Annotated in this window: 28 protein-coding genes; 11 read left to right on the forward strand and 17 right to left on the reverse strand. The window is 62.8% G+C overall.

The genetic code is table 11. The features are described from left to right. Positions 1-13: 13 nt before the first annotated feature. Entirely contained in the window at positions 14-598 is a 585-nt protein-coding gene (hpf, locus tag NKI58_RS09845) for a ribosome hibernation-promoting factor, HPF/YfiA family (protein WP_023675267.1), read from the forward strand. 59 nt (positions 599-657) lie between these two features. Then, entirely contained in the window at positions 658-1122 is a 465-nt protein-coding gene (gene ptsN / locus NKI58_RS09850; RefSeq protein WP_023675268.1) for a PTS IIA-like nitrogen regulatory protein PtsN, read from the forward strand. A gap of 111 nt (positions 1123-1233) precedes the next feature. Here the strand turns inward: ptsN and NKI58_RS09855 are convergent, their stop codons facing one another. Next, positions 1234-1491: a BQ00720 family protein gene (locus NKI58_RS09855; RefSeq protein ID WP_023675269.1), complete on the reverse strand. Its 258-nt coding sequence runs from the start codon at positions 1489-1491 to the stop codon at positions 1234-1236. Between the two features lie 63 nt (positions 1492-1554). Next, positions 1555-1980, reverse strand: coding sequence for an Hsp20 family protein (locus NKI58_RS09860; RefSeq protein ID WP_023675270.1), 426 nt, complete (start codon positions 1978-1980; stop codon positions 1555-1557). A gap of 144 nt (positions 1981-2124) precedes the next feature. Here NKI58_RS09860 and NKI58_RS09865 point away from each other — a divergent pair, with 144 nt between their 5' ends. Next, entirely contained in the window at positions 2125-3066 is a 942-nt protein-coding gene (locus NKI58_RS09865) for a nucleoside hydrolase (RefSeq protein ID WP_352453985.1), read from the forward strand. 9 nt (positions 3067-3075) lie between these two features. Here the strand turns inward: NKI58_RS09865 and NKI58_RS09870 are convergent, their stop codons facing one another. From NKI58_RS09870 to NKI58_RS09895, 6 genes are all read right to left on the reverse strand, one after another. Continuing rightward, complete coding sequence (locus tag NKI58_RS09870; RefSeq protein ID WP_352785516.1) at positions 3076-3435, reverse strand: hypothetical protein; 360 nt, start codon at positions 3433-3435, stop codon at positions 3076-3078. Between the two features lie 3 nt (positions 3436-3438). Then, positions 3439-3807, reverse strand: coding sequence for a hypothetical protein (locus NKI58_RS09875; RefSeq protein WP_245274634.1), 369 nt, complete (start codon positions 3805-3807; stop codon positions 3439-3441). Positions 3808-3859: 52 nt separating this feature from the next. After that, the gene (locus NKI58_RS09880; protein ID WP_292663261.1) at positions 3860-4474 is read right to left on the reverse strand and encodes a LysE family translocator; all 615 of its coding nucleotides are present in this window, start codon (positions 4472-4474) and stop codon (positions 3860-3862) included. Positions 4475-4578: 104 nt separating this feature from the next. Next, positions 4579-6039 (reverse strand): amidase, encoded by a 1461-nt coding sequence (locus tag NKI58_RS09885; RefSeq protein ID WP_352825178.1) that lies wholly within the window; start codon positions 6037-6039, stop codon positions 4579-4581. A gap of 6 nt (positions 6040-6045) precedes the next feature. Next, entirely contained in the window at positions 6046-6954 is a 909-nt protein-coding gene (locus tag NKI58_RS09890) for a ribokinase (protein ID WP_352853148.1), read from the reverse strand. 116 nt (positions 6955-7070) lie between these two features. Next, positions 7071-7964, reverse strand: a complete 894-nt coding sequence (locus tag NKI58_RS09895) for a methylated-DNA--[protein]-cysteine S-methyltransferase (RefSeq protein WP_352785523.1) — start codon at positions 7962-7964, stop codon at positions 7071-7073. 162 nt (positions 7965-8126) lie between these two features. Here NKI58_RS09895 and NKI58_RS09900 point away from each other — a divergent pair, with 162 nt between their 5' ends. After that, the gene (locus NKI58_RS09900; RefSeq protein WP_352576236.1) at positions 8127-8894 is read left to right on the forward strand and encodes a class I SAM-dependent methyltransferase; all 768 of its coding nucleotides are present in this window, start codon (positions 8127-8129) and stop codon (positions 8892-8894) included. A 9-nt stretch (positions 8895-8903) separates the two neighbouring features. On the opposite strand, the gene NKI58_RS09905 is transcribed toward NKI58_RS09900, so the two are convergent. Beyond that, positions 8904-9398 (reverse strand): DUF2244 domain-containing protein, encoded by a 495-nt coding sequence (locus tag NKI58_RS09905; RefSeq protein ID WP_023675281.1) that lies wholly within the window; start codon positions 9396-9398, stop codon positions 8904-8906. 22 nt (positions 9399-9420) lie between these two features. Between NKI58_RS09905 and nth the strand changes: the two genes are divergently transcribed. Then, positions 9421-10242, forward strand: a complete 822-nt coding sequence (nth, locus tag NKI58_RS09910) for an endonuclease III (RefSeq protein ID WP_023675282.1) — start codon at positions 9421-9423, stop codon at positions 10240-10242. A 34-nt stretch (positions 10243-10276) separates the two neighbouring features. Here nth and NKI58_RS09915 read toward each other — a convergent pair whose 3' ends face one another. From NKI58_RS09915 to NKI58_RS09930, 4 genes are all read right to left on the reverse strand, one after another. Continuing rightward, positions 10277-11788, reverse strand: a complete 1512-nt coding sequence (locus NKI58_RS09915; RefSeq protein ID WP_352588322.1) for a tripartite tricarboxylate transporter permease — start codon at positions 11786-11788, stop codon at positions 10277-10279. 9 nt (positions 11789-11797) lie between these two features. After that, positions 11798-12265 carry a tripartite tricarboxylate transporter TctB family protein gene (locus NKI58_RS09920; RefSeq protein ID WP_352568215.1) on the reverse strand — a complete coding sequence of 156 codons (468 nt, stop codon included), beginning with the start codon at positions 12263-12265 and terminating at the stop codon, positions 11798-11800. Positions 12266-12344: 79 nt separating this feature from the next. Beyond that, positions 12345-13322, reverse strand: a complete 978-nt coding sequence (locus NKI58_RS09925) for a tripartite tricarboxylate transporter substrate-binding protein (protein WP_352453992.1) — start codon at positions 13320-13322, stop codon at positions 12345-12347. Between the two features lie 185 nt (positions 13323-13507). Further along, entirely contained in the window at positions 13508-13963 is a 456-nt protein-coding gene (locus NKI58_RS09930) for a DUF2214 family protein (protein ID WP_352453993.1), read from the reverse strand. Positions 13964-14188: 225 nt separating this feature from the next. Between NKI58_RS09930 and NKI58_RS09935 the strand changes: the two genes are divergently transcribed. From NKI58_RS09935 to NKI58_RS09960, 6 genes are all read left to right on the forward strand, one after another. Next, positions 14189-14728, forward strand: coding sequence for a GNAT family N-acetyltransferase (locus NKI58_RS09935; protein WP_352576228.1), 540 nt, complete (start codon positions 14189-14191; stop codon positions 14726-14728). A gap of 207 nt (positions 14729-14935) precedes the next feature. Continuing rightward, positions 14936-15913 (forward strand): Bug family tripartite tricarboxylate transporter substrate binding protein, encoded by a 978-nt coding sequence (locus tag NKI58_RS09940; RefSeq protein WP_352576226.1) that lies wholly within the window; start codon positions 14936-14938, stop codon positions 15911-15913. 157 nt (positions 15914-16070) lie between these two features. Further along, positions 16071-16604: a tripartite tricarboxylate transporter TctB family protein gene (locus NKI58_RS09945; protein WP_352453996.1), complete on the forward strand. Its 534-nt coding sequence runs from the start codon at positions 16071-16073 to the stop codon at positions 16602-16604. A gap of 4 nt (positions 16605-16608) precedes the next feature. Then, entirely contained in the window at positions 16609-18132 is a 1524-nt protein-coding gene (locus tag NKI58_RS09950) for a tripartite tricarboxylate transporter permease (protein WP_352785531.1), read from the forward strand. A gap of 15 nt (positions 18133-18147) precedes the next feature. Continuing rightward, positions 18148-19332, forward strand: coding sequence for a CaiB/BaiF CoA transferase family protein (locus tag NKI58_RS09955; RefSeq protein WP_352465929.1), 1185 nt, complete (start codon positions 18148-18150; stop codon positions 19330-19332). Continuing rightward, complete coding sequence (locus NKI58_RS09960; RefSeq protein WP_352465928.1) at positions 19329-20180, forward strand: citryl-CoA lyase; 852 nt, start codon at positions 19329-19331, stop codon at positions 20178-20180. Before NKI58_RS09955 ends, NKI58_RS09960 begins: the two co-directional genes overlap by 4 nt. Before the next feature lie 78 nt (positions 20181-20258). On the opposite strand, the gene NKI58_RS09965 is transcribed toward NKI58_RS09960, so the two are convergent. The 4 genes from NKI58_RS09965 to NKI58_RS09980 form a co-directional block, all read right to left on the reverse strand. Then, entirely contained in the window at positions 20259-20768 is a 510-nt protein-coding gene (locus NKI58_RS09965) for an NUDIX hydrolase (RefSeq protein WP_352465927.1), read from the reverse strand. Between the two features lie 130 nt (positions 20769-20898). Beyond that, positions 20899-21204 (reverse strand): hypothetical protein, encoded by a 306-nt coding sequence (locus tag NKI58_RS09970; protein WP_023675294.1) that lies wholly within the window; start codon positions 21202-21204, stop codon positions 20899-20901. A gap of 121 nt (positions 21205-21325) precedes the next feature. Then, positions 21326-22018 (reverse strand): response regulator transcription factor, encoded by a 693-nt coding sequence (locus NKI58_RS09975; RefSeq protein WP_023675295.1) that lies wholly within the window; start codon positions 22016-22018, stop codon positions 21326-21328. Next, positions 22015-24756, reverse strand: coding sequence for a DUF4118 domain-containing protein (locus NKI58_RS09980; protein WP_352588308.1), 2742 nt, complete (start codon positions 24754-24756; stop codon positions 22015-22017). Before NKI58_RS09980 ends, NKI58_RS09975 begins: the two co-directional genes overlap by 4 nt. Positions 24757-24802: the final 46 nt, after the last annotated feature.

The following is a 24802-nucleotide window of genomic DNA, read 5'->3' on the forward strand; positions in this document are numbered from 1 at the left end:
GGTCAGTTTTCAGATGACACTGCGCATATCGGGAAAACACATGGATATCGGCGATGCGTTCCGTACGCGCATCAACGACCGTGTCGGGGAAGTGATCGGGAAATATTTCGATCGGGGCTTTTCAGGGCAAATCGTAGTCGTCAAATCGGGGTCGCGCTACACGGCCGATTGCATGATCCGGCTGGACTCCGGTGCTTCGCTGCAGGCGACCGGCGATGCCCAGGATCCAACGCTTGCCTTCGATACTGCGGCAGACCGTCTGGAAACGCGCCTCAGGCGCTACAAGCGCCGGCTGAAGTCGCACAATTCAGGCAATAGCAACGGCGAGCTCACCGACGTCGCCTATACGGTGATGGCGCCGCTTGCCGACGACGAGGAGGACATACCGGAGAATTTCGCGCCGGCCATCGTCGCCGAATCGACTATGACGCTGCGGACCATGTCGGTGGCGTCAGCGGTGATCGAACTCGACACCAAGGACAGCCCGGTCCTGGTCTTCCGCAATGCCGGAAATGACCATCTCAACATCGTCTATCGCCGGCCGGACGGGAATATCGGCTGGATCGACCCGTCCACGGCCAAGGTCGCGCAGGGGTAAAGACCAGCCGCACGCGAGCGTGGGGACTGGCGACGGCAGGCGAACAAGGGATTTCAAGCATGGATCTGAGCGATCTCGTCAGCGTTCCGGCAATCATGCCGGCGTTGAAGGCGAACTCCAAAAAGCAGCTGCTGCAATTGCTGTCCGAAAGGGCGGCGGCAATTTCCGGCATTCCGGAGCGAGAGGTGTTCGACACCATCCTGCAACGCGAGCGGCTCGGCTCCACCGGCGTCGGCAACGGCATCGCCATTCCGCACGGCAAGCTGGCTGGGGTGAAGCGGATCGCCGGCGTTTTTGCCCGGCTGGAGACACCGGTGGACTTCGAGGCCCTCGATGATCAGCCGGTCGACCTGGTGTTTCTGCTTTTGGCTCCCGAAGGTGCCGGCGCCGACCACCTCAAGGCGCTGTCGCGCATCGCGCGGGTGCTGCGCGACGCCGACACGGTTGCCAAGATCAGGGGCACGCGCGACGCCGTGGCCATCCATGCGCTGCTGTCGGACACGCAGGCCTCGCACGCCGCTTGAGGTTTTGATTAAATCCTTTGAAGGGCCGCCGTGAGCGGCCCTGTCCGTTTCCAGCCAGATCGCTGCGCCGTATTTGTCAGTCGATGGCGCCAATGTTGGTGGATAGCGACGTTAGTGGATAGCGACCGGGGTCAGATCGTTTTCCAGCGCGCCAGCCAGTGCCCGGTCGCGAGCGTCCGAAAGCAGGATCGGCTGGCCATTAGCGGCAAACAGGGCCCACAGTTCCAGACCCGGCGCGATTTCGCCGAGGCCCGGGAAACGGCCGCGCAGATCGTCGCTCGACACTTTCCTGAGATAGGCGACCGAACCTTCGCCGAGATGGGCGAATTCGCCGCTGGTCATGATGATATTCTCGTTAGTTCTGGTCATTTCAAGCCTCCTTGCCGCGAGACGCCGCTCAAGGCCATCCCGCATGAGAGCTATCGGCAAAAATCAGTCTTTCACCGATATGTTTATTTTTCGTACCAGCCGTTCGGATTCCGGCCGATCGAGATCGATCGACAGAAGGCCGTTCTTCAATTCCGCCGCAATCACCCGCATGCCGTCGGCCAGCACGAAACAGCGCTGGAACTGGCGCGCGGCGATGCCGCGGTGGAGAAATTCGCGCTCGGTGTCGTCGTTCTGACGGCCGCGCACGACCAACTGGTTCTCCTCCGTTGTGACATCGAGATCGCTTTCCGCGAAACCGGCGACGGCGAGCGTGATACGCAGCCTTTCGGTTTTGCCGTCGGCACCGCTGAGGCGCTCGATGTTGTAGGGAGGATAGCTGTCACCGGACTTTGCCAAGCGCTCCAGCGTCTTTTCCATGGAATCGAAACCGAGGAGAAGCGGGCTGGAAAAAGGCGTCATTCGGCTCATGTTACAGTGTCCTCTCAAGAGCGACATAAAGTGGAAAAACCCGGATGGCATTTTTCCCGATGGTCTTGATATGGTCCGCCGCCCGGCAGACTTCAAGCCGTCACACGTCCCGCCCAAAAAGACTTGCCAAAACAAGGAATTGAAATGCCCCAATCCCGCAGGATCATCATCGACACTGACCCCGGCCAGGACGATGCCGTCGCCATATTGCTGGCGCTCGGCAGCGCCGAGCTGGAGATCGTCGGCATCACCGCGGTGGCCGGCAACGTGCCGTTGAAACTTACCGAAAAAAACGCCCGCAAGATCTGCGAGCTGGCCGGCCGGCCGGACGTCAAGGTCTATGCAGGCGCCATCCGGCCGCTGGCGCGCGAACTGGTCACCGCCGAGGAAGTGCATGGCAAGACCGGCCTCAACGGGCCGCAACTGCCCGAACCAAAGATGAAACTGCAGGAAGAGTATGCGGTCGATTTCATAGTCGAGACACTGATGAGGGAGGAGAGCGGCACGATCACGCTTTGCGCGCTCGGGCCGCTCACCAACATTGCGTTGGCGCTGATCCGCGAGCCGAAAATCGCGCCGCGCATCAAGGAAATCGTGCTGATGGGCGGCGGCTTCTTCGAGGGCGGCAACGTCACGCCGACCGCCGAGTTCAACATCTATGTCGATCCGCATGCCGCCGATGTCGTGTTCAAATCCGGCATTCCGATCGTGATGATGCCGCTGGACGTCACCCACAAGGCGCTGACCACCGCCAAGCGTACGAAGGCCTTCCGTAAGCTCGGCACCAGGGTCGGCACGGCCACCGCGGACATGCTGGAATTCTTCGAACGTTTCGACGAGGAGAAATACGGTACCGACGGCGGCCCGCTGCACGATCCTTGCGTCATCGCGTATCTGCTGAAGCCGAAGCTGTTCAAGGGTCGCAACTGCAATGTCAGCGTGGAAACCGCCTCGGAGCTCACCATGGGCATGACGGTGATCGACTGGTGGGGGGTGACCAAGCGGCCGAAGAACGCCATGGTGATGCGCGACATCGATCATGATGCGTTTTTCGCGCTGTTGCTGGAAAGGCTGGGGCGGCTTTAGCGCCGTCTTTCATTCCCGAAGCAGACGATACGTTTCGGTGTCGTGTATGCGACGCTGTCGCTCGATCAAAACTTGCGAGCCGATGGCGCGCGGCGCGCGCGGGTCGCCATACACGAACACCAGGAGGTTACTTTCTTCGAGACGGATTCCATAGAGATAGCGGAATCCGTCACCGACCGCCCCTTCAGCATTGAGGACGTTAACCACCGTGCCTGTCACGCGCTCCACATCGACGATGGGGCTGCTCCGCCTTGCAATCAGTGCACCGATTGCCAAAATGCAGACGCCCACCACAAGGCTGGTGATAATGACGCCCCGGAGGTTTTCCCGCAGTATCAACAAGGTGAAGGCCAGCCGCGCTCTTGCCATGGTTCAATTTGCAAACCGGTAAAAGACGAAGCCATTGTCGCGCGTGACGCGCTCGATGCCGACGCGCGAGCCGATCAGATGCGGGAGGTCGTCGTAAACGAGGACCGTCGAACCGTTCTCAAGGACCAGCAGATATTGGATATTGCGCCCTTTACCCTGTCCACTTTTGATCGTTGCATCGACCGGGTCGACCGACCGGATCGGACTTGCGTCATTCGCCCATTTGTTCAGAGCCGACGGAACCATCGCCGCGAACAAAGCGATGGACAGGATCACGCCAAACGCGTTCCTTTTCAAATCCGCGTAAGTCCACGGCATAGACATGAATCCCCAACTGTTGATCCATGTGGTGGCCTGAAGGCCGACTTTCAATCGGCCTTCCTATTCCAGGATGTTGCTGTTGGCGTCGCCGGGCTCGCGGCCGTTACTTCGCCTTGGAAAACGCCAGCCACAGGCCGCCGCCGACCAGGAAGCTGCCGCTGATCCTCGACAAGAGCTTGACGCGGCCGGCCGACAGCAGACGCCCTGCGCGGCCGGCGGCCAGCGCGTAGGTCGAATCCGAGACTGCGGCGAAGATCATCGCGGTGAGACCCATGACGCCGATCTGTAGTGCGTAATTGCCTTCGGGAGCGATGAACTGCGGAAAGAAGGCGCCGAAGAACACCAGCGTCTTTGGATTGCTGATCGCCACCAGCAGCCCCTGCAGGAAGAAGCCGCCACGCGGCCTTTTTGCCGTTCCGTCGGCGTTAAGCTTGCCTTTCGAGCGGAACATCTGCACGCCCATCCAGATCAGGTAGGCGGCGCCGATCAGCCGGACCCACTCGAACCAGTGGCCCATGCCCGCGATCAGCGAAGTCAATCCGATGCCGACGATGGCGATCATGATGGCCAGCCCGGCCTGGGTGCCGGCGACATTGGCGAGACCGGCGCGCGAGCCGTGGCGGATGCTGTTGGCGATGATCAGCGTCACCGTCGGCCCCGGCACCAGGATGATGACGATGCAGGCGACGACGTAGGTGGCGTAGAGTTCCAGCGACATTTTTTCCCTCCACAGAATGCCGCTCGTGCGGCGCGCTGTCGCGATCAATGCATGGCGATGAGTTGCGTGCAAGTCGGCGAGGCGCCGACAATGCGGAGTTGATTTCAGCAGGCGCCGGCCTGCCATGGCAGCGTTGCCTCATAGGCGGCAGCCGCCCTCAGCACGGAGAGGTCACCGCGCGGTCGCCCGATCAATTGCATGCCCATTGGCCTGCCCCTGGCGTCGAAGCCCGCCGGTACGTTGACCGCCGGGCAGCCGCCCAGCGTGGCGAGCGCTGAGACCTGCATCCAGCGATGATAGCTGTCCATGGCACGCCCGGCCACTTCCCTTGGCCAGTGGGTGACGACATCGAAGGGAAAGACCTGTGCGGCTGGCAGCGCAACGAGATCGAAACGCTCGAAGAGCGACAGCAGCATTCGATGCCAGGACGAGCGCCTCACCGTGGCGGCGTGGATCTGCGGCGCGGTGAGGCGCAGTGCATGTTCCACCTCCCAAACGGCCTCCGGCTTCAGCAGACTTCGTTTCAGGAGATCGTCGTAATGCGCCTTGAGTGCACAACCGCTGCTCGCCTGGCGAAGCGTTACAAAGGCTTGCCACAGCGCTTCGAAGTCGAATTCCGGCATCAGCGGCTCGGCCTCGAAGGATACATCCGCGAACCGGCCGAGTGCTGCCTCGCAAAGCTGTAGAATGCCTGCTTCAACCGGCAGATGGCCGTTAAGATCGCCGAGCCAGGCGATGCGCCCGCCGGCCGCCGGTGCTTCCAGCCCTTCGAGGAACGAGCCTGGTTTATCATGCGACAGCGGCGCGCGAGGATGATAGCCGGCCTGAACGTCGAGCAGCAACGCCATGTCACGCACGTTACGCCCCATCGGCCCTTCGACGCCCATTTGCGCAAGAAACACATCAAGGTCAGGGCCGGCCGGCACCAATCCCTGCGATGGACGGAAGCCATAGACATTGTTGTAGGCAGCGGGATTGCGCAGGGAACCGCCAAAATCGCTGCCATCGGCAACGGGAACCATGTCGAGCGCCAGCGCGACCGCCGCACCGCCGCTCGAGCCGCCGGCGGTCAGCGCCGGGCCAAATGCGTTGAGCGTCTGTCCGAACACGGTGTTGTAGGTGTTGGAGCCGAGCCCGAATTCGGGAACGTTGGTCTTGCCGATGATGATCGCGCCGGCCTTGCGGACGCGCTCGACGAAGAAGTCGTCTTCCTCAGGCACAAAATCGGCGAAGATCGGCGAGCCGAAGGTGGTTCTCAGGCCGTTTGTCAGCGCAAGATCCTTAATCGCGATCGGCAGGCCGAACAGCGATCCGGTATCTCCTCCTCGCGCCAGATGGGCGTCAGCGCTGTCGGCCTCGCGCAGGATGTCGGCACGCTCACGCAATGAAACGATAGCGTTGACCAGCGGGTTCACCGCCTCGATCCTGTCGAGGAATGCCGCGACCACTTCGCGCACCGAAAGCTGCCGGCGCCTGATCTTCCCGGCAAGCGCCACGGCAGACAGGCGGCAGATGTCGCCGGCGGGCGGCACCGCATGCTTGGTCGTCGGGCGCATGGCTGTCATCCGGCTTCAGCCTGTAGATTTCTGCAGGGCGGCATCGACGTCCCTGGCCAGCGGGATGGCCGGCTGTGCACCGGCTTTCAGGCAGGCCAGCGAACCGGCTGCGGCAGCGCGGGCAAGCGCCTGGTCGAGCGGCAGGCCGGCTGCCAGCCCGGCTGCAAAATAGCCGCAGAACGTGTCGCCGGCACCGACCGTGTCGAGCGGGGTGATCTTCAGCGCCGGAACCATCAGGAGATCGTCCGGCGTTGCCGCCAGAACGCCGTCCGAGCCAAGCGTGACGACGATGGTGCGGCCGGTTCTCGCGGCATAGTCGCGCATCCGTGCCGGGCGGTCGCGGCCATTCAACGACAGCGCCTCGCCATAGAGGTCGAACTCGGTTTCGTTGGCGACGAGATAGTCGGCCTTGCCGAGGAAGCCGGCCGCGTCGCCATGGAAAGGTGCGGTGTTGAGCACGGTCATCGCGGCGGCTGTCCTTGCCGCGTCGAGTGCTGCCTCGACGGTCTGCAGCGGGATCTCCAGTTGCAGCAGCACGACGTCGCCGTTTTTTACGAAAGCCTTGGAAAGGTCACCCGGCACGACCGAATCATTGGCGCCCGGCACAACGGCGATCACGTTCTCGCCGTCGGCGCCGACCATGATCAACGCGGTACCGGTCGAGGCAAAGGTCTCGCCGACGCCGGACAGGTCGATCTTGCCGTCGCGCAGCAGCGCGAGAGCGTCGCTGGCGAAGCTGTCCTTGCCGACCGCGCCGACCATGCGCACCTTGGCGCCGGCGCGGGCGGCGGCCCGCGCCGGGGTTGCGCCCTTGCCGCCGGGGGCAGTAGCGAAACCGGAGCCGCGCACGGTCTCGCCGGGACCGGGCAAGCGGTCGACACTGGCGATGAGATCGAGATTGATGGAGCCGATGACGACGATCAAGAAGTGCCTCCCGCTAGCGCATACCACTCTAATTGCGCGGGAAGCTACTCCGTAAGATCGCTGCTTGTCACCCTAGCGGTCCTTGCATCGCTCCAATCGTTCCATTCGTTGGCTATTCAAGAAGAGACCTGTCCCGCCTCCCAGCCGAGGATGGCGCGTTTGCGGGTCAGGCCCCAATGGTAGCCGGTGAGTGCGCCGGACTTGCCGAGAGCCCGGTGGCACGGCACGACGAAGGACATCGGATTGGCACCGACCGCGGCACCGACAGCCCGGCTGGCGCTCGGTGCGCCGATGCGCGCGGCGATCGAGGAATAGGTGCAGGCCTGGCCCATCGGAATACGCAGCAAGGCCTCCCAGACACGGACCTGGAAGTCTGTGCCGATCATGACGACGCGCAGCGGCTGGTCGGCGCGCCACAGCGACGGATCGAAGATGCGCGCGGCATAGGGCGCCGTCGCCGCCATGTCCTCGACATAGGTCGCATTCGGCCAGCGGCTGGACATGTCGGCAAAGGCCGCACGCTCGCCGCCGGGATCGTTGAAGGCGAGGCCGGCAAGGCCGCGGTCCGTCACCATGATCAGCGCGATGCCGAAAGGTGAGATATGATAGCCGTAGCGGATGGTGAGCCCTGCGCCGCGGGTCTTGTAATCGCCCGGCGACATCGCTTCGTGGGTGACGAACAGATCGTGCAGCCGGCCTGGGCCGGACATGCCGAGTTCGAACGAGGTTTCAAGCAGCGGCATGCCGGCATCGAGCAGCTTGCGCGCATGATCGAGGGTGACGGCCTGCAGAAAAGCCTTGGGCGACAGGCCGGCCCAGCGGGTGAACAGCTTCTGCAGCCCGGTCGGCGTCTCGCCGACCTCCTCGGCCAGCACTTCCAACGAAGGCTGGTCGCGATAGTCGAGGCTGATCTTTTCGATGGCACGACGGACGATTTCGTAGTCTCCACCTTCAGCCGTGATGTCTTTCTGAAGGATTGCTGTCGTTTTGAGAGGCATTTGGGCGTTCATGGCAGTATCTCCTTGAGTGCGAATATCGTCCTTCGCGGCGCCGATCACCACCCGAAACTTGCTTTCCCGCAGCATGTACCCAGATAGAGTCGGCTTTGAATGGGAAGGACGGTCGTGGCTGGTGAAAAAGTAAACTTGACCGGGGCAAAGGAGACTTTGCTTTTGACACTTTACGGCAAGGCGCTGGAGAGCCGGCTGCCCAATTCGCTGCTCAGGGACTACTTTGCCGACGAGGCGGTGCGCAACATCGATTATGATTTCTCACGGCTCAAGGTCGACAACAATCTCGGCATCGGTCTAGCAATCAGGGCAAAGACGCTGGACGTCTGCGTTCAGGACTTTCTCGCCCGAAATCCTGACGCCATCGTACTGCATCTCGGGTGTGGGCTCGATACGCGCATATTCCGTATCGACCCGCCAGCCGGCGTGGACTGGTTCGACGTCGACTATCCCGAAGTCATCGATCTCAGGCGCAAGCTCTATCCAGTGCGGGATCACTACCATCTGATCGCTTCGTCGGTCACCGAACCTGGATGGCTGAACAAAGTACCTCGGGATCGCCCGGCCATAGTCGTGGCGGAAGGCCTGACTCCCTACCTGGGTGCCGAGGAGGGGCAGCAACTGTTTTCTCGTTTGGTGGGACATCTTTCGAGCGGCGAACTGGTTTTCGATGCCTATAGTCGCCTGGGACTGAAGATCATTCGCCTCAATTCCTCCTTCCGCGCCACCGGCGCCGAGGTCCACTGGAGCATCGAGAACCCGCATGAATTGGAGCGAGCCGTTCCGAAGCTGCGGTTCGTCGAGGACATCCCTGCCTATAAGCCGGAACATGCCGCTCGCATGCGCTGGTTCGCGAAACTGTTCGTTCGCCTTTGGAAATACATTCCAGCATTGCGCAAGATCGGCAGGCTGTTGCGCTATCGGTTCTGAAACGCTGGCTCAGCGCGCCTTGGCGGCTGCCAGAGCGCGCGAAAATGCGGTGGCAAAACTTTCGCGGTCGGCAGGGTTGAGGAAGCCGCCGATCGAGACGGTTTTTCCTTGCGCCTCGACCGCCATTCTGGTGATGCCGATCTCGGCGTGGCGGGCGATCGAAAAGCGCGCCCAGAACGGATTGAAGCGGTGTGCTTCCGATTTGCCTGACGGGGCAGTCTTGCGGATGTCGAGGCTGGTGCGCGACACCGATACCTCCTCGCGAGCCCGGGCGGCACGATAATTGGCGCGGAAGGCGATGTAGACGGCGATCACGTCGAGGCCGAAGAAGCCGAACACCGGCCAGGCGCCGCGCGACAGAAAAAAAGCTCCGGTCACCAGCCAGCCGAACAGCAGGGCGCCCATCAGGATGGCAAAGCCGGTCTTGCCCAGCGACCGGTGCGGTGTCAGCAGCGCCTGGAAAAATGGCTCGTCGGCCTGAAATGAGGCGTTTGTGTCGCTCATTGGGGAATATTATAGGAAGGCAATGACAAGCCCCAAGCCCAAAAACTCTTCTGCGCTAAAAAAAGACCTGTTGCCCGGCCGCCGCGACGGCTCGAACGTCAAGCCGCGTCCGCGGCCGGCGAGATCGCGGGCGCTTTACAGCGCGGCCGAGGTGCATGAGATTTTCCGGCGCTTTTCCGTTCAGCGGCCGGAACCGAGGGGCGAGCTCGAACATATCAACGCCTTCACGCTGTTGGTGGCGGTGGTGCTTTCGGCTCAGGCGACGGACGCCGGCGTCAACAAGGCGACGCGGGCGCTGTTCAAAATCGCCGACACGCCGCAAAAGATGCTGGCGCTAGGCGAGGCCAAGCTCGGCGACCATATCCGCACCATCGGGCTATGGCGCAACAAGGCCAAGAACGTCATCGCGCTGTCGGAGGCGCTGATCCGCGACCATGGCGGCGAGGTGCCTGAGGATCGCGATCAACTGGTCGAGCTGCCGGGTGTCGGCCGCAAGACCGCCAACGTCGTGCTCAACGTGGCATTCGGCCAGCATACGATGGCGGTCGACACGCACATCTTCCGCATCGGTAACAGGCTCGGCCTGGCGCCGGGCAAGACGCCGGAACAGGTCGAGCAAGGTTTCCTGAAGATCATTCCGGATGAATATATGCGGCACGCGCATCATTGGCTGATCCTGCACGGCCGCTATGTCTGCAAGGCGCGCAAGCCGGATTGCCCGGCCTGCGTCATCGCCGATATCTGCAAGGCCAAGGAAAAGACGACCAGCGTGCCTGCACCGCTGGTCGAGATCGCGCCGCTCGGGCCAGTAGAAGCGGCTACTGAGTCAGTGCCCGGCAAGTGACTCTGAAGTTCCTCGTATGTGGCGCCGTCCACATTCAGGAACTCTCCTCGACGAACACCTCCTCGCGCTTCTTCCTGACCGCGGGGAGAAACACGATGACGAGCACGGCAAGCGCGATGAGGAGCAGGCTGGCGCTGATCGGCCGCGTCACGAAGGTGCTCGGATCGCCGCGCGAGAGGATCATGGCGCGGCGTAGGTTTTCCTCGAGCAGCGGACCGAGCACGAAGCCGAGCAGCAGCGGCGCAGGTTCGCAGCGCAGCTTGGTCAGGAGGTAGCCAAGCAAGCCGAAGAAGGCGACGGCATAGAGGTCGTAGACGTTGGTGTTGACGCTGTAAACGCCGATCGAGCAGAACGCCATGATGATCGGGAAGAGCACATAGTAGGGGATGGTAAGAAGTTTCACCCAAAGCCCGATCAGCGGCAGGTTCAAGATGATCAGCATCAGATTGCCGATCCACATCGAGGTGATGATACCCCAAAACAGTGCAGGCTGTTCGATGGCGACATTGGGGCCGGGCACGATGCCCTGGATGATCATCGCGCCGATCATCAGCGCCATTACCGGGTTGGCCGGAATGCCGAGCGTCAGCATCGGGATGAAGGAGGTTTGGGCGCCGGCATTGTTGGCCGATTCCGGTCCGGCGACGCCTTCGATGGCGCCCTTGCCGAATTCCCCGGGATTTTTCGAGACACGTTTTTCGACGGTGTAGGAGGCAAAGGCGGCAAGGATCGCGCCGCCTCCCGGCAGGATGCCGAGCGCCGAACCGATGATCGTTCCGCGCACGATGGGAGCCGCCATGCGCCGAAAATCTTCGCGGGTCGGCATAAGGCCGGAGATCTTTCGGATCAGCACGGAACGCTCATGCTCGTTTTCGAGGTTGCGCAGTATCTCGGCGACGCCGAAGACACCGACCGCCACTGCGACGAAATTCAGCCCGTCGGCATATTCGCGGATACCGAGTGTGAAGCGGGGCGTACCGGTGTAGATATCGGTGCCGACAAGTCCCAGCAGCAGGCCGAGCACGACCATAGCCAGCGCCTTGACGATCGAGCCGTGGGCGAGCGCGACGGACGAGACCAGGCCGACGATCATCAGCGAAAAATACTCGGCCGCGCCGAATCTCAGCGCTATCGCCGTCAGCGGTGGGGCAAAGATGGCGACGAGGAAGGTCGACACCGTGCCGGCAAAGAACGAGCCTATCGCCGCGGTCGCCAGGGCTGCTCCGGCGCGGCCGTTCCTGGCCATCTGATAGCCGTCGATTGCGGTGACGGCCGACGAGGATTCGCCGGGCATGTTGATGAGAATGGCGGTGGTCGAGCCGCCATACTGCGCGCCGTAATAGATACCGGCGAGCATGATGAGAGAGGAAACCGGGTCGCCGATCTGGAAGGTGATCGGCAACAGCATGGCGATGGTTGCGGTGGCACCGATGCCGGGCAGAACGCCAATCAGCGTGCCGAGAAGGACGCCGATCAGGCAGAAACCGAGGTTTGCCAAAGATGTGGCTGTCGAAAAGCCGAGTGCGAGGTTGTTGAGGAGTTCCATTTCATCTCCTCACAACGACAGTGGCAACCACGGGCCGAAACGCCGAAACGGCAGGCCGAGTGCGTAGCTGAAGACGACGAATGCGAACAGCGTCAGGCCGGCTGACAGCACGAGTGCAGTCAGCGGCTTCATACGGCCGCTACCGAAAGATGCGATCAGCGCCGTCAGGAAGATCGACGGGATGAAGCCGAGGCCGCGCACCGTCAGGCCGAAGAAGATCGGAGCAGGCAGGATGAACAGCATGCCGCGCCACGCAATGTAACCGATCGGCTCACTCTCGAAGCGCACTGCCTCGACTAGGATGACGGCGCCGAGCAGAATGAGCACGATCGCCAGAACCAGGGGGAAATAGCCCGGCCCCATGCGAAAGGCGGTGCCGATTTCGAGGCCCAGCGACTGCAGCGCGAAAAAGGCGCCAATAAAGATCAACAGCGCGGCGCATATGCCGTTGGTTCTGTCGATTGCGAAAGGTTTCATGGCGTCCTCCCGGCCCGCCTCACGGGCGTGCCGATGCCGGTGTAAAAACGGGGCGCTGGCGGCGCCCCGTTGAAAACCTTTAGTCGGCGTACTGGCCGGCCGCTTCGATGATCGGCTTCCAGCGCGCAATCTCACTTTCCAGCTTGGCCTTGAGCGCGGCCGGCGTGGCATCGGCCTCGGGCGACGGCTTGGTGCCGAGTTCGGCAAATCGGGCGACGACGTTCTGGTCCTTCAGCGCCACCTGCAGAGATTTCGACAGGCGTTCGGTGATCTCGGCCGGCGTGCCCTTGGGTGCATAGATGCCGTGCCAGATGCCGACCTGCACCTGGGGAAGACCGGCCTCTATCGTCGTCGGCACGTCCGGCAGCACGTCTAGCCGTTGCGGCGAGGTTACGGCATAAGCCTTGATCGTGCCGCCCTGGATCTGCTTGGTGGTATTGGTCGTCTGGTCGCACATGATGTCGACCTGGCCGCCGAGAAGATCGGTCATGGCCGGGCCGGTGCCCTTGTAGGGTACGGTGACCAGCGGCGTGCCGATGGCGCTCATAAACAGCATGCCGCACAGATGCGAGGCGGCACCGATCCCGGCATTGGCAACGGTGATGCTGTCCTTGTTGGCCTTGGCGTAGTCGACCAGCCCCTTCAGATCGGTCGGCTCGAGGTCCTTGCGGCCGACGATGGTCATCGGCACCTCGGTGACGAGGCCGACATATTCGAATGCGTTCAGCGTGTCGTAGGCGAGCTTTCTGTAGAGCGTAGCACTTGTCGCCATGCCGATGTGATGGAGGAGCAGCGTGTAGCCGTCAGGCTCGGCATTTGCGACGCGGCCGGCGCCCAGTGTGCCGCCGGCGCCGCCGACATTCTCGACGATGACCTGCTGGCCGAGGTCCTTCGACATGGCTTCCGCGACAAGACGCGTGACGGTGTCAGTAGGGCCGCCGGCCGAAAACGGCACGACAATGGTGATGGTGCGTTCGGGGTAGGTCTGCGCGCCAGCGGCCGGTGGGTAAAGCATGGCGGCCGCAGCGACAGCCAGCGCGGCGACGAATTTTCTCATCGTGATTCCTCCCATGATACGAATTACCAACCGCTGCGTGGAGTTCCTCTCAAAACTGACTGTAGATGGAGCAATAACTAGCGCAACCCGACAAATGACAATCGGGCTCAAACGGCAAACTGCACGTCTATCCGCGCAAATGAGTGGGAAGGCTGGGCCGTGCGATGCCCTTCCTCCAACCTATGCTAGTAGCCATAGCCGCGCGCCATCGCCGCCGCGAACACCGGGATCAAGAGGAAGATGAAGGCCGCGGTGCGGACATAGGTGCGAACGGACGCTAGCTCCGCCGCAGGCACCTGGAAGCCGGAACTGGCGCTCGCCTGCCTGTTCCAGGACAGGAATCGGACGGTCGGGATAATCGACAACAGGCCGACAATTGCGAAAGCGGCCATCTTTGCCCAGAACATCCAGTTGTAGACGTAGAATTCCCAGCCCTTGAGACCATAGATGACGCGGCCGATGCCGGCGACGATGATCAGCATGGCGATGATGCCGTAGTGGCGATCGATGCCGACAAGCCGCTTCAGCGTCGCGGCGGACAAGTCGCTGCGGATCAGGACGAACTCGGCGCCGATGATGCCTGCCAGCGAAAACACCAGCAGATGATGGAAGATGGCAAGCACAAGGTCGGTGGTGTCCATGCTGTTCCCCTCTGTCGGACGGCAGCGCCGAAACCGAACGCACGTGAACCAATACTGGCGAAAAATAACACTGCTTGGCAGAATTCACATCAGCCTGGAAGATAATCTACACAGCCTTGGCTCTTGTTTTACGCAACGGATTTTGATTCCCCGTCTCATGCATGTCGCTGTCCTAACCGTTGGATGACCTGCATTAGGCACCGGCAACACAACCGAGACATGACCATGGCCAGTCCGCATACAATTGTCGCCCCAGTGATTGAGACCTCTCGCACGGTCCTGCGGCCGCACCGGCTGGACGATTTCGACGCCTATGTCGCAATGTGGGCCGATCCCGTCGTCACCCGTTTTATCGGCGGCAAGCCGCGCACGCGGGAGGAAAGCTGGATGCGTTTCCTGCGCCATGCCGGCCTGTGGTCGCTTCTGGGCTACGGCTTCTGGGCGATCGAGGAAAAGGCGACCGGCCGCTTCATCGGCGAGGCCGGCTTTCACGATCTGAAACGCGACATGACGCCGTCGATCGAGGGCATTCCGGAGGCCGGCTGGGCTCTGGTTTCGGGCGTGCATGGCCAGGGGTTGGCCAGCGAAGTCGTCGCACGGGTGCTTGCCTGGGGCGATGAGGCATTTGCAGCCGCGAAGACCGTCTGCATCATCGATCCGGAAAACACCGGCTCGCTGAACGTCGCGGCAAAATGCGGTTATGGCGAAGTGCTGCGAACCGTCTACCAAGGCAAGCCGACCATCCTGCTGGAGCGGCAACCCTGACGGATGCTGTTTGGCACTGCCTGCCACGTCGTCTTCGGGCGTCCGGTCCGCCAGCCTGAAAATCGCGCAGGCCGATTGTGCCGCATGCGGCGTGTTCTGTCTTTGACAGGAGGACGCAAACTCGGCATGAATTTTATCGAGCGGGTCTGAAGTCAGGCCACGTTTCTGGCAGGCACCGGAGGAGGTGTCGCGATTTGGAGGAATCCCATGCTGAACAGACGCCGATTCTTGATGAGCACCGCGGCAGCAGGTGCTGCCGGACTCGCGCAATCGCATTTTATCCCCGCCTTCGCGCAGGACGCGCCGCAGCTGCAGATTTTCGTGCCGGCGGCGCCAGGCGGCGGCTGGGACCAGACGGCGCGCGCCATGGACCAGGTGCTGCGCAGTGAAAAACTGATCTCCGGCTCGCAGATCACCAATGTCGGCGGCGCCGGCGGTACTGTCGGCCTGCCGCAATTCGTCAATCAGTGGAAGGGCAAGGGCAATGCGCTGATGGTGGCTGGCATGGTCATGGTCGGCGCGATCATCGCCAACAAGGCGGCTAACAACCTTACCGAGGTCACGCCAATCGCCCGCCTTACTGGCGAGTTCGAGGCGCTTGTGGTGCCGGCCGCCTCGCCGTTCAAGACGGCCGCGGACTTTGTCGCTGCTCTCAAGGCTGACCCGACGCAGGTTCCGGTTGCTGGCGGTTCGGCCGGCGGCTCGGACCATATATTGTTCGGCCTCATCGCCAAGACCGTTGGTGTTCCGGCCACCAATCTTTCCTATGTGCCGTTCGCCGGCGGCGGCGAGGCGCTTTCGGCGCTGCTCGGCAACCAGGTCGCGGCCGGCATCTCCGGCTATGGCGAGTTCGCCGAACAGGTCAAGGCGGGTGCGCTGCGGCTGCTGGCCATCTCCGCGGACAAACGCCAGGAGGGGATCGATGCGCCGACGATGAAGGAAGCCGGCATAGATGTCGAGCTGTTCAACTGGCGTGGCGTCTTCGCACCGCCCGGCGTCTCGGACGCCGACAAGGCAGCAATGATCAAGCTGATCGAGACCATGGCCAAGAGCGACGCCTGGGCCACCGAATGCAAGAACCGCAACTGGACGCAGATCCTGCTCACCGGTGACGATTATGCGAAATTCGTCGCAGAAGACACGGCCCGCATCGGGACGATCCTCAAGGACCTCGGCCTAGCGTGATGCTCTCGGCAAGGGGGGCAGCCTGCGCCAACCCTTGCCGACTTTCGCCAGCCGCATGGACATACGCGGCGCCGGAGGTGAAACTACGCCGAGATCGGCCGAGTGAGACCGGTCCAAGGAGAACCGGCCCGAAGGGACCGACATTGGGAGGACGATGATGAGCACCAGCGACCAGCCGGCGCCGCCGCGCCTTGCAGTGCCCGAACTGCTGATCGGCGTCGGGCTCCTCGCCTGTGCCGGTGCGGTTGCCTGGCAGACGCTGGCAATCCCGGTGTCGCCGCTCTATTCCAAGGTCGGTCCGACCGTCTTTCCCTACATCACCATGACCGGGATGATGATCCTGTCGCTGCTGCTCATCATTGCCGCCTTGCGGGGCGGATGGCAGCCGGAGGACGAAAAGGAGACGCCGACCGACTGGAAGGCGATGGGCATCGTCGCCCTCGGACTGATCGCCAATCTGGTGCTAATCCAGCCGCTCGGCTTTACCGCTGCATCTGTCATCATGTTCGTTCTCATCTGCCACGGTTTCGGCAGCCGGCGTCCGCTGCGTGACGTGCTGCTCGGGCTGATCCTGGCGCTGGCCGCCTATTTCGGCTTTGCCAGGGCGCTTGGCGTCAATATCGGCGCCGGCTTCATCGAAAACCAGCTGAACGCGATCGTCGATTCGGTCGTTGCCATGCTGAGGGGCTGACGCCATGGAAACGCTCGGCCATCTCGCGCACGGATTTTCGGTCGCCTTCTCGCCGATCAATCTCATATGGTGCCTGGTCGGCACCACGCTGGGGACTGCGATCGGCGTGCTGCCCGGCCTCGGGCCGGCACTGACCATCGCGCTGCTGTTGCCGATCACCTATCAGGTGGCGCCGGAGGCGTCCTTCATCCTGTTTGCCGGCATCTACTACGGCGCCATGTATGGCGGCTCGACGACATCGATCCTGCTCAACACGCCTGGCGAAAGCGCCACCATCGTCACCGCGCTGGAAGGCAACCGGATGGCCCGCTCCGGCCGCGGCGGTGCGGCCCTGGCGACCTCGGCGATCGGCTCCTTCGTCGCCGGCACGCTGGGCACCATCGGCGTTGCCTTCCTGGCGCCGATCGTCGTCAAATTCGCGCTGGCCTTCGGCCCGGCCGAATATTTCTCGCTGATGGTGCTGGCCTTCATCACGGTTTCGGCAGTGCTCGGCTCGTCGTCGGTGCGCGGCCTGACCAGCCTGTTCGTCGGCTTCGTCGTCGGCATGATAGGCGTCGACCTGCAGACGGGGCAGCCGCGCTTCACCTTCGGCACGAGCGAATTGCTCGACGGCGTCGACGTCATCGTCGTCGCCGTTGGCCTGTTCGCCGTTGGCGAGACGCTTTACATGGCCTCGCGCCGTTATGCCGGTAAGGACGATATCGTGCCGTTGAAAGGGTCGCTCTATATGACCGCGGCCGAATGGTCGCGCTCGTGGAGGCCATGGCTGCGCGGCGCCCTGATCGGCTTCCCGATCGGCGCCATGCCGGCCGGCGGCGCCGAAATCCCGACCTTCCTGTCCTATGCGATCGAGAAGAAACTCTCCAGACACAAGGAGGAGTTCGGCACCGTCGGCGCCATCGAGGGCGTTGCCGGGCCGGAGGCCGCCAACAATGCATCCGCGGCCGGCGTGCTGGTGCCGATGCTGACGCTCGGCCTGCCGACCTCGGCGACGGCCGCGATCATGCTGTCGGCGTTCCAGAGCTACGGTATCAATCCGGGGCCGCTGCTGCTGACGACACAGGCCGACCTGGTGTGGGGGCTGATCGCCAGCCTGTTCATCGCCAATGTCATCCTCGTCGTCCTCAACCTGCCGCTGATCGGGCTCTGGGTGCGATTGCTGAAGATCCCGGCCCCGCAACTCTATGCCGGCATCCTGGTGTTCGCCACGGTTGGCACTTACGGCATCTCGCAATCGCCGATCGACCTCGTCATCCTCTATCTGCTCGGTGCCGCCGGCTTTCTGATGCGGCGTTTCGATTTCCCGACCGCGCCCGTCATCATCGGCATGATTCTCGGGCCGCTTGCCGAAACGCAGTTCCGCCGCGCGATGACCATCTCCAACGGCGATTGGACGGTGTTCTACAAGCATCCGCTGTCGCTGACGCTGCTGACGCTGGCCTTCATCGGGCTGGTTGGACCGCATATCTGGGCCTACATCGAGCACAGACGCATGCGTGGACCGGAGCACGTGCCGGGCGATGCCTGAGCTGTTCGTGACGTCATGACAGACCTGCTTTCCGGCATCCGCATCCTTGACCTGACCAATGTGCTGGCCGGCCCCTATTGCGCCTACCAGCTGGCGTTGCTCGGGGCCGACGTCATCAAGGTCGAGACGCCGCAAGGCGGTGATCTGGCGCGCCAGCTCGGCGCCTCGCCGGAGCTCAACCGGGCGGGCATGGGCGCTTCGTTCCTGGCGCAGAATGCCGGCAAACGCTCGGTGGCGCTCGATCTCAAGCAGGAGGCCGGCCGCGAACGCTTCCTCGATCTGGTCGCTTCGGCCGACGCGCTGGTCGAGAATTTCCGCCCCGGCGTAATGGACCGGCTGGGGCTTGGCCATGCCAGGCTGAAGGAGGTCCGGCCAAGCCTTGTCTATTGTGCGATATCGGGCTTCGGCCAGACCGGGCCGATGCGCGACAATCCAGCCTACGACCAGATCATCCAGGGTCTTTCCGGGATTATGAGCATCACCGGTACACCGGAAACGGCGCCGCTGCGTGTCGGCTATCCGGTTGCCGATACGCTTGGCGGGCTGGTCGGGGCGTTCGCCATTACCGCCGCATTGGTCAAGCAGAAGACGACAGGCGAGGGCGCGTTCCTGGACGTGTCGATGCTCGAATGCACGCTTTCTGCGCTCGGCTGGCCGGTGTCGAACTATCTGACGGCGGACGTCGAGCCGCAGCCGATGGGCAATGAAAACATGACGGCCGCACCGTCTGGCGCGTTTCGCACCGGCGACGGCTTGCTCAACATCGCAGCCAACAAGCAGGAGCAGTTCATCGCGCTGTGCCGATTGATCGGCCGGCCGGAGCTGGCCTCGGATGTCCGCTTTGCCGAGCGAGAAACGCGCAAGCAGAACCGCATTGCATTGAAAGCGCTGATCGAGGATGCCTTGGCGAGCGGCTCGGCCGCCGCCTGGGAGGAGACGTTCAATCGCGCCGGCGTGCCGGCAGGCCGGGTGCTGACAATCCCGCAGATACTGCAGGAGCAACAGGTGATCGAGCGCGGCATGACGGCGCGCTTCCAGGCTGTGTCCGGAATGGACAAGCCGCTGACCGTGGTGCGCGGCGGCTTCATGGTCGATGGCAAGGCACCTTTGCCGAGCAGGCCGCCGCCGGGGCTGGGCGAGCATATGGACGAGGTTTTTGCCGACCTGCCGCCACGCGCCAAGAAAAGAGCGAAGGCATGAGCGGAACGCAAAACAAGACTGGTCGCGCGCGCGGCGAGGAATGGTGGCAGACCGGCATCATCGAGATGCGCCCCGGCGTCATCCGGCTGCGCGGCTATGAAATCCAGGATCTGATCGGTCGCGTCAGCTTTCCGGCAATGATCTGGCTCATGCTGCGCGGCGAAACGCCAAGCGAGGAGCAGGCGGCGCTGCTTGGCATCGCGCTGGGTGCTGCCGTCGACCATGGGCCGCAGGCGCCGTCGATCGCCATCGCCCGTATGGCGATCACCTGCGGCGTCGGCATCAACAGCGCCATGGCATCAGCCGTCAACGTGCTTGGCGATGTGCATGGCGGCGCCGGCGAACAGGCGCTTTCCTTCTACGGAGACATCGCTGCCGAACTGGACGCCGGCATGCCGCTTGCGGACGCCGTGTCGGCGCGGCTCGATCGTTTCCTTGCCGGGGAAAACGGTTATGTGCCCGGGCTCGGCCATCGTTTCCATCCGGTCGACCCGCGGGCGCCCCGCCTCATCGAGCTAACCCGCGACTTTGCCGCGCGCGGCATCGTCAGCGGGCGCTTCGCCGATATCGCCGAGGCGATCGAGGCCGAGGTGGCGCGGCGCAAGGGCAAAAAAATCCCGCTCAATATCGACGGCGCCACGGCCGTCATCTACGGCGAGCTCGGCTTTCCGCCGCCGCTGACGCGCGGCCTTTTCGTGCTGTCGCGCTCGGTCGGCATCCTCGCACATGCGTGGGAACAGTCGCAGGAAAGCGACCGCAACAAGGGGCCGCTGCCGCGCGAATGGCTGTGGGCCTATACCGGCACGCCGGCGCGGCCTCTGCCCGAGGAAGACGATGGCAGTCAGTGAGGCATCGGTTCAAGAGACGGCGGCGGCGGGCGCTGGAACCAATTCCATCCCGACACAGTCGGGGCAGGCCTCCATCTTCTATTGAGCGGGATCTTTTCCGAACGCCGGACCCTGCTTTTTGGGATTATGCTCCAGCTCGGCAATCCTGATGTTCCTCACCAGCGTCGAAAGATCCGGCTCGTCGATGAGCAACGCCGCGTCGGCTGGTGCCAGCCACGCACGCTGACGCCTCTTGGATTCCTGCCAGTCGGCAAGTTCCTCGGTTACCTCCAGCAAATAGACGACGACGTCGACACGGACGAAGCGGTTCGCCAGCCGCTTCCAGTAGCAATAGGTGCCGGCCGGCTGTTTCAGTGTCTTGCCGAGAACGCCGGCTTCTTCCTGTGCTTCGATGGTGGCCGCCTTGCGGCCGCTCTTGCCCTTCATCGGCCAGCCCTTCGGCACAATAAAGCGCCTTGTCGTTCGCGATGTGACCAGCATCACCTCGACTTCGCCATGCTCGTTCAGCCGAAACGGAATCGCCGCGACCTGGCGAATCCGGTCGCCCTCCCTTGCCTTGCGTACGACCTTCTTCTTGCTGGCTGCCATTCGATAATCCAGTCGAGGCGGTGCCCAAACGGCAAGGGCAGCGTTGCAAAGTCGGCCGCTTTCAATGGGGCGCAAGCGGAGCGGTTTCCACAATATATAAGTCGGCTAAATAAATGGAAAGGGCCGGTCGTCAGCGGCAGGTGCTGACAAAGCCGCTCCCCGACGGCAGCAACTGGCAAGTTGGCCTCATCTGCGGCACCTCCTGCCGTTGCGGTGTTGGGATTTGGCGATCCTGGGCACGGTACTGCTGTTGCTGCTGCTGGTATTGCTGCCGCCGCAGCCTGTTCTCCAACATCTGCAACTGGTCTTGCTGGATCAACACGTTGCGGTCGGCGGGACTGACGACCTGTGCCGATGCAGCAGGATTTACGCCCGACAGCATCGCCGCGGTCAGCATTGCCGACCCTAAAAACGTCAATAGACGAAGCCGTGACATCCATTCATTCCCGCACAAAACCGATCTTTCCTTAATATAGGGCTTTTGTCCGACGACACCATGGCCGCCGCTGATTTGAAGCGGATTGGAAGAGGCATTTCGGCTTCGGATGCTCCTCGCGTCAATCGACTTCGCGCAGCCGGTATCCGACGCCGGTCTCGGTCGTGATATAGCGGGGCTGGTCGGGCGTCTTCTCAATCTTTAGCCTGAGTTGCCGGACATAGACTCTGAGATATTGAACGTCGGTGGAATCGCCCCAGACCTGCTTCAGCAGGAACTGGTGGGTGAGAACCTTGCCGGCGTGCTGCACCAAGGTGCGAAGAATGTCGTATTCCTTCGGCGAGAGCTTTATCTCCTTGTCCTCGACCTTGACGACGCGCTTCACCAGATCGACGGAGAGGTCGCCGGTTTGGAACACCGGTCTCTCACCCTGCTGCTGAAACTTGTGGCGAAGCGCTACGCGGATGCGTGCGACAAGCTCGTTCATACCGAACGGCTTGGTGACATAGTCGTCGGCGCCGAGTTCGAGGGCGGACACGATGCCGGCCTCATCAGTGCGGCTGGAAAGAATAACCACGGGAATGTCCAGGCCATCATCCCGCCATTTGCGCAGCAAATCATGGCCGCTCATGCCGGGGAGGCCGAGATCGAGCAGCACAAGGTCCGGCTTTTCCGTCTCGATGAGTTCAATCGCCGCCCTGGCGTTCGGCGCCTCGCTGATCGCGTAGCCTTGGCTGCCAAGCCCGACGCGAAGCAGTTTCCGGATCGGCGGTTCATCGTCGACCACCAATATCCTGACGTCCAGGCTCGTCATGCCAGATCGTCCATATTTTGATGGCCCGCATCGGGTTCGCCGAGATTGGGCAGTTCCGCCGGCACCAGTTGCATCCTGATGGTGAAAACCGCCCCCGAGCGGTCGGACCTGTTTGCCGCCGAGAGCGTCCCGCCCATCGCTTCGATGAAGCCGCGGCAAATCGACAGGCCGAGCCCCGTGCCGGCACGCACCTGGTCACCCTTGCGCACACGGTAGAAAGTGTCGAAAACGCGCTCTAGATCCGCTGGCGGAATGCCTGGTCCCTCATCCATGATCTGCAGGATGACGAAGCCGTTGTCGGCCCAGGCTTGCAGGCGGATCGTCGAACCTGGCGGCGCGTATTTTGCAGCATTGTCGAGGAGGTTGAACAGCACCTGTTCGAACAGAACGGGGTCGACCCGCAACATCGGCAGATCCGATGGAATGTCGATCTCGGTCTTATGCTCGCCGACGATTTTGCGGGCCCGATACAGAGCTGAACCGACAATGTCGCCGAGATAGTGAAACGCATAGTTCGGCTCCATCGTGCCGGATTCGATCTTGGTCATATCGAGCAGATTGGCAATGAAGCGGTTAAGCCTCTCCGCTTCATCGAGCACGGTCGACAGCAGTTCCGTCCGGTCCTGCTCGGGAAGTGCGGCCTCGAAGTCCCTGAGTGTTCCGGCCGCGCCCATGATGGCGGCAAGTGGCGTCTTCAAATCGTGGGAAATGGAGGTGAGCAAGGCCGAGCGCAGACGGTCTGCCTCGGCCGCGAGCTTGGCCCGGTCAACATCGGCGACGAGCTGGATGCGCTCGATGGCGACCGCCGCCTGGTCGGCGAGCGCATCGAGCAGACGCTGCTGCTCGGGTGTCAGCAGCGGACCTTGCTTGTCGTTGTCGAGGCCGACAACGCCCACCGCCGTGCGTCCGGTCCGCAAGGGCAGATAGAGGCGCTTTGCTCCGGGCAGCGTGTCGGCGCCGCGCCCGGCGGCGCGGTTATGCTCCCAGGCCCAGCGGGCTGCTGCGATGTCGGCCTCGGCCAGCGTGTCGTCGGGCGGGTAGCCGGCTTTGACCGCAATTGTGCCGTTCTCCGGCAGAAGCAGCACCACGCGCAGCTTCAGCATCGAGGCGATCTGGAAGGCAGTCGCCCAGAGAACGTCATCAAGCGTCCCAGCGCCGGCGAGCTTCTTTGAGAAGAGATAAATATCTTCTGTGGCGCGTGCCCGCGAGCGCGCAGCGACCGCCTGACGCTGCACGCGCGCTGTTAGATTGCTGGCAATGACCGCAACAACCAGGAAGACAGCCAGCGCAACGATGCTCTCCGGATCCTCGATCGTCAGCGTGTAGCGTGGTTCCAGGAAGAAATAGTTGAAGGCAATGGCGCTGATGAGGCAGGCATACAAAGCCGGCCAGAGACCGCCGGTCACCGCCGACGTCAGGACCCCAATGAGAAAGATGATCGCCAGATTGCGGACGTCGAGAAACTGGTCGAGAAGAACGGCGAAGGCGAGCGAGCCAACAACATAGGCCGTGGCCCTGAGATAGGGCCAGATCTCGAACTGCCACTGCTCGTCCGCCGCCTTGACGGTCCTCGACGTCGCCTCGGCGTTGCGTTCGTTTCCCGAAATGACATGGACGCTGATGTCGCCGGCATTGCGGATGAGATCGTAAGTGAGCGAGCCTTCGATCAATTCCCGCCAGCGCGATCGGGTCGGCCTGCCGATCACGATATGGGTGAAGTTGTTCGCCGTCGCATGCCGAACGATGTCTTGCGCGACGTTCTGACCCGGAATGGTCGTCACCTCGGCACCGAGCTGCTCGGCAAGGCGCAGCTGCGTCGCCAGCCGATCCTTGTCCTCCTCGGGCATGGCCGCTGAATGAGGGGTATCGACATGAAGCGCCGTCCAAGGGGCGCGGAGCCGGTCGGCCAACCTCCGCGCATAGCGTACACGGGCCGCCCCGCCCGGACGCGCATCGACGCAGACGAGAACCCTTTCCCCCGCCGCCCAAGGCCCGGGTATCGCGTGGGCCTGCATGTGGGTCAGCAACTGCTCGTCGACCCGCTGGGCAGTGCGGCGGAGCGCCAATTCCCGGAGCGCCGTCAGATTGCCCGGCGAGAAATAGTTCTCGATGGCGCGCTGGGCGGTGCTGGGGATGTAGACCTTGCCTTCCTCAAGCCGTTTGATCAGATCGTCGGGGGTGAGGTCGATGATCTCGATGTCGTCGGCCTGGTCGATTATGGAGTCGGGGACAGTTTCCCGCACCCTGACGCGGGTGATCTGCGCCACGACATCGTTCAGGCTCTCGACGTGCTGGATATTCAGCGTCGTGTAGACATCGATGCCGTGCGTCAGGATTTCCTGGACGTCGAGATAGCGCTTGGGGTGACGGCTGCCGGCGACGTTGGTGTGGGCGAGTTCGTCGACCAGAACTAGCGCCGGGTGCCGGGCGAGGATGGCGTCGAGATTCATCTCCTCAAGGATCCGCCCCTTGTAATCGATCTCAAGGCGAGGAATGACCTCGTAGCCTTCGACCAGCGTCTGGGTTTCCTTGCGGCCGTGCGTCTCGACGATGCCGATCACCACGTCGACCCCGTCGGCCAGCCTGGCGCGGCCCGACATCAGCATCTCGTAGGTCTTGCCGACACCGGGGGCGGCGCCGAGAAATATCCTCAGGCGACCGCGCTCCTCCCGCTCGGCATGCTCGAGCAGCGCGTCGGGAGAGGGCCTGGTTTCGGCGGTGCGGCTGTCGTCTGGCATAAGGGTCAATCATGAACGGCGCCGGCTTCGGTGTCGATCCCGGCGC

This window comes from Mesorhizobium sp. M0522 (assembly GCF_040321085.1).
GTDB lineage: Bacteria > Pseudomonadota > Alphaproteobacteria > Rhizobiales > Rhizobiaceae > Mesorhizobium.